4 protein-coding genes are annotated in these 5,582 nt (G+C 53.4%); all 4 read left to right on the top strand.

Annotation, left to right across the window (positions count from 1 at the left end; translation table 11 throughout):
* Nucleotides 1–33 precede the first annotated feature (33 nt).
* The 4 genes from ACRDCA_RS02110 (at nucleotide 34) to ACRDCA_RS02095 (ending at nucleotide 5,548) form a co-directional block, all read left to right on the top strand.
* Complete coding sequence (locus tag ACRDCA_RS02110) at nucleotides 34–561, top strand: fimbrial protein (protein ID WP_438688102.1); 528 nt, start codon at nucleotides 34–36, stop codon at nucleotides 559–561.
* 209 nt (nucleotides 562–770) lie between these two features.
* A complete protein-coding gene (locus ACRDCA_RS02105; protein ID WP_438688101.1) occupies nucleotides 771–1,511 on the top strand; it encodes a fimbrial biogenesis chaperone in 741 nt (246 codons plus the stop codon).
* Between the two features lie 165 nt (nucleotides 1,512–1,676).
* The gene (locus tag ACRDCA_RS02100; protein ID WP_438688100.1) at nucleotides 1,677–4,172 is read left to right on the top strand and encodes a fimbria/pilus outer membrane usher protein; all 2,496 of its coding nucleotides are present in this window, start codon (nucleotides 1,677–1,679) and stop codon (nucleotides 4,170–4,172) included.
* Between the two features lie 26 nt (nucleotides 4,173–4,198).
* Nucleotides 4,199–5,548, top strand: a complete 1,350-nt coding sequence (locus ACRDCA_RS02095) for a fimbrial protein (RefSeq protein WP_438688099.1) — start codon at nucleotides 4,199–4,201, stop codon at nucleotides 5,546–5,548.
* The last annotated feature ends 34 nt before the right edge of the window (nucleotides 5,549–5,582 follow it).

Genomic DNA, 5,582 nt, shown 5'->3' with positions numbered 1-5,582 from the left:
CTCATCACGACAATAGAAAAGGAAATACAAAGTATGAAAATGAAAAACATTGCAATCATGATCTCCGGTCTGGTTTTATCTACCGCCACATGGGCTGATAATACCATTAAGTTCCAGGGTGAAGTGGCCGATCAAACGTGCGATATCAGCATTAATGGCAATGCCTCGACACCACTGATCTTGTTGCCCACGGTAGCCACTGCAGCATTGGCGACCAGTGGCAGTACTGCTGGACAGACGCCATTTACTATTGGTCTGACGGGGTGTACGGCTTCTGACAGTGCTACCGCGATCCAAACTGTCTTTGTCGGCAACAACCTGACGGCAGATGGTCGAATGGGCAACACCGGTACTGCAGGCAAGGTGTCGCTGCAACTGGTCGACCCGCTGGCCCCCGCGACTCCGTTGGACCTGACTGGACAGACTGGCGCTGCCGGTCTGTCACTGGCGGCCAACGCCACTTCTGGGGCTTATGATTTTGCTGTGGAATATTACTCTGAAGGCACTGCCACGCCAGGTTCTGTATTGGGTAGCGTGCAGTACTCTGTTTCTTACCAATAACAAGTAAATTCCTGTTCTTAACGTTGGTCAGCGAAGTGGGTTGACCAGCGAGTTTCCATCCAGTGCAAAATGATTTTTCTTGCTGCGGATGAGTAATCTTATTTGCGCATGAAGTTAACAATAACACCTGTCAACGTTGTTATCCCTGTCGGACTCGGATTTTTTTGAGTCAAAAAATGTAAGGATGACAATCAATGAGGATGTTTAGCATGAATACCCGATATTCCAATTATTTCATTGGCACGTTAACTGCCCTGTTTTTATTACTGGTCGACCCGGTAATGGCCAGCGTAGTGATGCTCAATACTCGGGTGATTTATCCCGCGGGTGCACAATCACAAACAGTGCAACTGACCAACAATGATACCATCCCGTATGTCGTGCAGATGTGGTCGGACGTCAATAATCCCGCCTCCACCCCGGATAATGCCGATGGCCCATTTATTGTGGTGCCAGCATTGTTCCGTATTGAACCCAAAACCGGGCAGTCGGTTCGTTTGATGTATACCGGCAAAGATCTGCCACAAGATCGTGAATCTGTGTTTTATCTCAACAGCGTACAAATTCCGCCGAAAAATATCGCCGGGGCAGCAGAGAACCAGATGATAGTAGTGCTGCGCAATCGGGTCAAAATCTTCTATCGCCCCAATGGGATCGTGGGGGGGGCTGAAAAAGTTGCCGAACAGATCCGCTTCTCGCTGAAACAACAGCGCGGGCAATGGGGGCTGACGGTCAATAACGATTCGGGTTATTACGCCTCCTTTATCAAGGCGGCAGTGATGGTGGGTGACCAGGAAGTGCCTTTCAGGACGGATATGGTGCCGCCCAAATCGCAAGTCAGCTGGAGAGTAGAAAATAGTGCCACACCCCTTGCTGGAGCACAAAAAGTTATCTTCACCCTGGTTAACGACTACGGTGGGCAAAGTCGCGCGCAAGCGACGTTGAACTGATTGGACCAGCCAGTTGTATGGACATCCTGTCCCCTGCAGTAAAGAGACGCGCAAGTCATGGAAGCAAAAAAATATACATCACGATGTAATGCCGATAGTGGCCAAATGATGCCAGGGTTGAGAGCGCCTTCAAATATAAGTCAATTAAAGCCACTGGCGCTGTTATTGTGGCTGATACTCCCTCCCGCTTTTGCAGGCGAAAGCGGCAACGTGTTTGAGTTTGATGACAACATGTTGGTGGGCAGTGCCAAAGAACAAAACAGCATTGCGCGCTTTAATCATGTAAACGTTGTCGATCCTGGAACATATCAGGTCGATTTATTCATTAACAGCGCCTTCCTGTCACGGCAAACGTTGGTATTTGCTGCCGGGGAACAGGATCGAGTGTCTGCGTGTTTTACGCGGGAGTTGTTGATGGAGGCCGGTATTTTGGCAGATAACATCAAAGAGAAAACCCGTGATACAAGGCAGTGCCGGGATCTGGAGCAGCAGGTTGACGGGGCTTCGAGCCGTTTCGATTTTGCCCGTTTACGTCTCGATCTGTTCGTGCCGCAGGCAATGATGCAACGTACCGCCCGAGGGACAGTTTCAACCGGCGATTTATCCGCCGGGGAAACTGTTGCCTTTGCCAATTATGATACCAATTACTATCGAACACAGGCCTCGGGCAATACCACCGAATCGACCTATCTGGGGCTTAACACCGGTTTTAACCTTGGCTTGTGGCAATTTCGTCAACAGTCGACCTTTACCCGTTTCACCAGCGACGCGGCCCCAAGCAACAGCCAGTGGAATTCGGTGCGTAATTATGTCCAGCGTCCACTGCCGTCAATTGGCAGCCAGTTGACGCTGGGTGACAGCTTCACGTCAGGCCGTCTGTTCAGTAGTCTGGGCTTTCGGGGGGTGCAGTTGGAAACCGATGACCGCATGCTGCCAGAGTCACAACGTGGCTATGCGCCGACCATTCGTGGCGTTGCCGCAACCACGGCCAAAGTCAGCGTCAGCCAGTCTGGCGTACAGATTTATCAAACCACGGTAGCGCCCGGGGCCTTCGTCATTGACGACCTGTATCCGACCAGTTACCAGGGTGACCTGGTGGTGGAGGTACAGGAAGCGGATGGCCGGGTTTCATCCTTTACCGTGCCATTTTCTGCAGTATCTGACTCAATGCGACCTGGGCAATCTCGCGTGAGTTTTTCCGCGGGCCAGGTTCGCAATATCGGCAACAGCAATACGGCGTTTACCGATCTGACCTATCAGGCCGGCCTGACCAACGCCATCACCGCCAACTCGGGTGTGCGTATCTCGGATGGCTATCAGGCATTGCTGGGCGGTGCCGTTTTTGCCAGTCAGCTAGGTGCGCTGGGTGTCAATGCCACCTATTCACGAGCGGATATGTGGGACACGACGGTGGATGGCTGGCGGGTCGGAGCGACTTATAGCCGCACGTTTACCCCAACCTCGACGACGCTGGCATTGGCGGGTTACCGCTATTCAACCGAAGGCTATCGCGACCTGGCAGATGTGTTAGGGGTCCGTGAGGCGAGCGGGGATAATAACGTCTGGCTTTCCAACTCTTATCAGCAGAGCAATCAGTTTGTCGCTACCGTCAGCCAGGGGCTGGGGGAATATGGCCAACTCTATTTTTCCGGTTCTGCCAGCACTTACCGGGGGGGGCGAGGAAACGATACCCAGTACCAACTGGCATATTCACAAAACTATAATGGCGTGAGTTACAACCTGTCGCTTGGCCGCCTACAAACCGGGCGTACCCCAACCGGGGTGGTATCGAAAGGTGACGTCAATCAAGGTACAACGCAAGATATCGCCACGTTCTCGGTGTCTGTCCCGTGGGGAAGTGGCCCGCGTGCCCCGATGCTTTCGGCGGGAGTAACCCACCAAACGGGCAGCAACGGAAATGACAATTACCAGGCGGCGATGGCGGGTACACTTGGCGAAGATCACACCCTGAGCTACTCCGTTAACAGTGCATTCAACTCCGGGGGCGAAGGCGGGAGTTTCGGGGCCAACCTGACCAAACAGTTGCCTGTTGTCACCGTGGGGGGGAGTTTCTCGCAGGGTAGAAATTATACGCAGGGGGGGGCGAGTGCGCGTGGCGCGGCGGTGATCCACAGCGGCGGTGTCACGTTGGGACCGTATCTTGGTGACACCTTTGCCCTGGTCGAAGCCGATGGCGTTGCGGGGGCGCAAGTGATGAACGGCATGGGGGCAAAGATTAACGATTTCGGCTATGCCATCGTGCCTTCCCTGGTGCCATACCGTTACAACGAAATCAGCCTCGATGCCAAGGGGATCGAAAATCAGAGCGCTGAACTGACCGAGAATCAGCAGCGCGTCGCGCCCTATGCCGGTTCTGCAATAAAAGTGCGTTTTAAAACGCTGGAAGGCTACGCACTACTGATAAAATTGCCCAGTACTGGCAGCACTCTGCCACTGGGTAGCCATGTTTATGACAGCAACAACGTCGTTGTTGGCCTGGTGGGCCAAGGTAATCAGATTTATGCGCGGGCCGCGGGTAAAAAGGGACAACTGCGAGTGAAATGGGGGGATAACACCAATGAACAGTGTACGTTGGACTACGATCTACAAGGGCAAGATATGAAACAATCACTGTATCGTCTGGTGTTGCCATGCAAATGACGCAGAACGTAACGAGAGGGATAACCATGTGTAACACATTGACTGCGGCGTTATTGATGCTGACCGGAATGGCATTGACGACCCCCGGCTGGGCGGCCTGCTTTAAAATAACCGCCACCGATACCAACCCTAATTCGAATACTTATACTGAACCCGGCAAGGGCGTCGGAGGCAGTTGGAGTACAACATCCGCGACATCAGGTTCTGCCGGTACACTGCCGACGGTGATCAACATCAATAGCAGTACTTTCCAGCCTGATGGGACATTACTGGCCAGCAGCACGGTCAACTTTCTGGAGGCCGGCACCAGCATGTTCAGTGCGGATCAGATCCTGTTTCGCTGTACGGCCGACGAAGTCGGTAAGTTGTACGAATTTTATGCGACCAACGGCTATTCGCCTTATGGGGGCGGAGTTGAGGTAGGTTCTGCCTACGGCCTGCCGGAGTCTTACCAAACGTATGTCAACGGTATGGCGTTACGTGCGACCAATATGGTGACGGGGGAATATTACTCCCGCTACTGGAAATCCCGTCCGTTAACCAATCTGGATACCGACTCGCAGGGGTGGATCCTGGTGAAGGCCAAGGATTTCAGCAACACCAACGTGGAGTTATTCCGCTTTAGCAATGCCTCTGGACCAATGACTCAATCGGGCATTTACTCGCTACAAGAACCCGCCGCTTATATCGCGTTCCGGGGGGGAGGGATCGCGTCTGGATTGTACGATGGGGCGGATTCCAAGGCAAATATCGATGGCTGGACAGCCTATTGGCCCGGCTCGGTAAACTTGTTCAACCGTACTTATATTCGTTTCTCTGCGACCTGTTCGGTCACTAACGTAACGCCAACGGTGCTTTTTCCGATTATTTCCGTTGCACAATTACAAGCGGGCGTTACGCGCCAGCGACCGATCACTATCCGGTTCGATTGTCAGACGGGTGCCCCGGCTAATACTGGCGTAAATGCATTCGCCAGCGGCATTGCCGCCAATCAGACCGCCATGGGGATCCTGGTCAGACCGGCCAATGCGGCGGCGGCGGTGGCGGCCGGTTTTGGTACCCCTGGGTCGGGGGTCAGCTATCTGCTGTCAGACGGCTATGGTTCTGATCCGATGATCGCCAGCGGTGTGGGGATCCAGATCTCACGTACTAACGGTACACCGATGAATCTGCTCAGTACACTGAGTGGTTCGGTACTCGGGGGGAATGCGGCAGGGTGGTATCCGGTATTGGACGACGCTACGCCAGGCGCGGTAGTCAGCGGTGTTACCTCGTACACCAAAACCCTTAACGCCACGTTGAAGGCTTTACCGGGCAAAACGGTGACAGCGGGCAAAGTCAGCGCGACAGCGCAGGTCATTATTCAGGTGCAGTAATGATAAAAATTATTGGATGGTCGGCAGTCGTTGG

It is taken from the genome of Serratia sp. (in: enterobacteria) (genome assembly GCF_051654945.1).
Taxonomy (GTDB): Bacteria; Pseudomonadota; Gammaproteobacteria; order Enterobacterales; family Enterobacteriaceae; genus Chania.
Note: the sequence above shows the minus strand (reverse complement) of the source record. Positions and strands in the feature narration are given on the sequence as shown.

Bases quoted from the DNA above. Each gene is read 5' to 3' on its own strand.
- ACRDCA_RS02110 (WP_438688102.1), top strand. From the start codon at position 34: ATGAAAATGAAAAACATTGCAATCATGATCTCCGGTCTGGTTTTATCT.
- ACRDCA_RS02105 (WP_438688101.1), top strand. From the start codon at position 771: ATGAATACCCGATATTCCAATTATTTCATTGGCACGTTAACTGCCCTG.
- ACRDCA_RS02095 (WP_438688099.1), top strand. From the start codon at position 4,199: ATGTGTAACACATTGACTGCGGCGTTATTGATGCTGACCGGAATGGCA.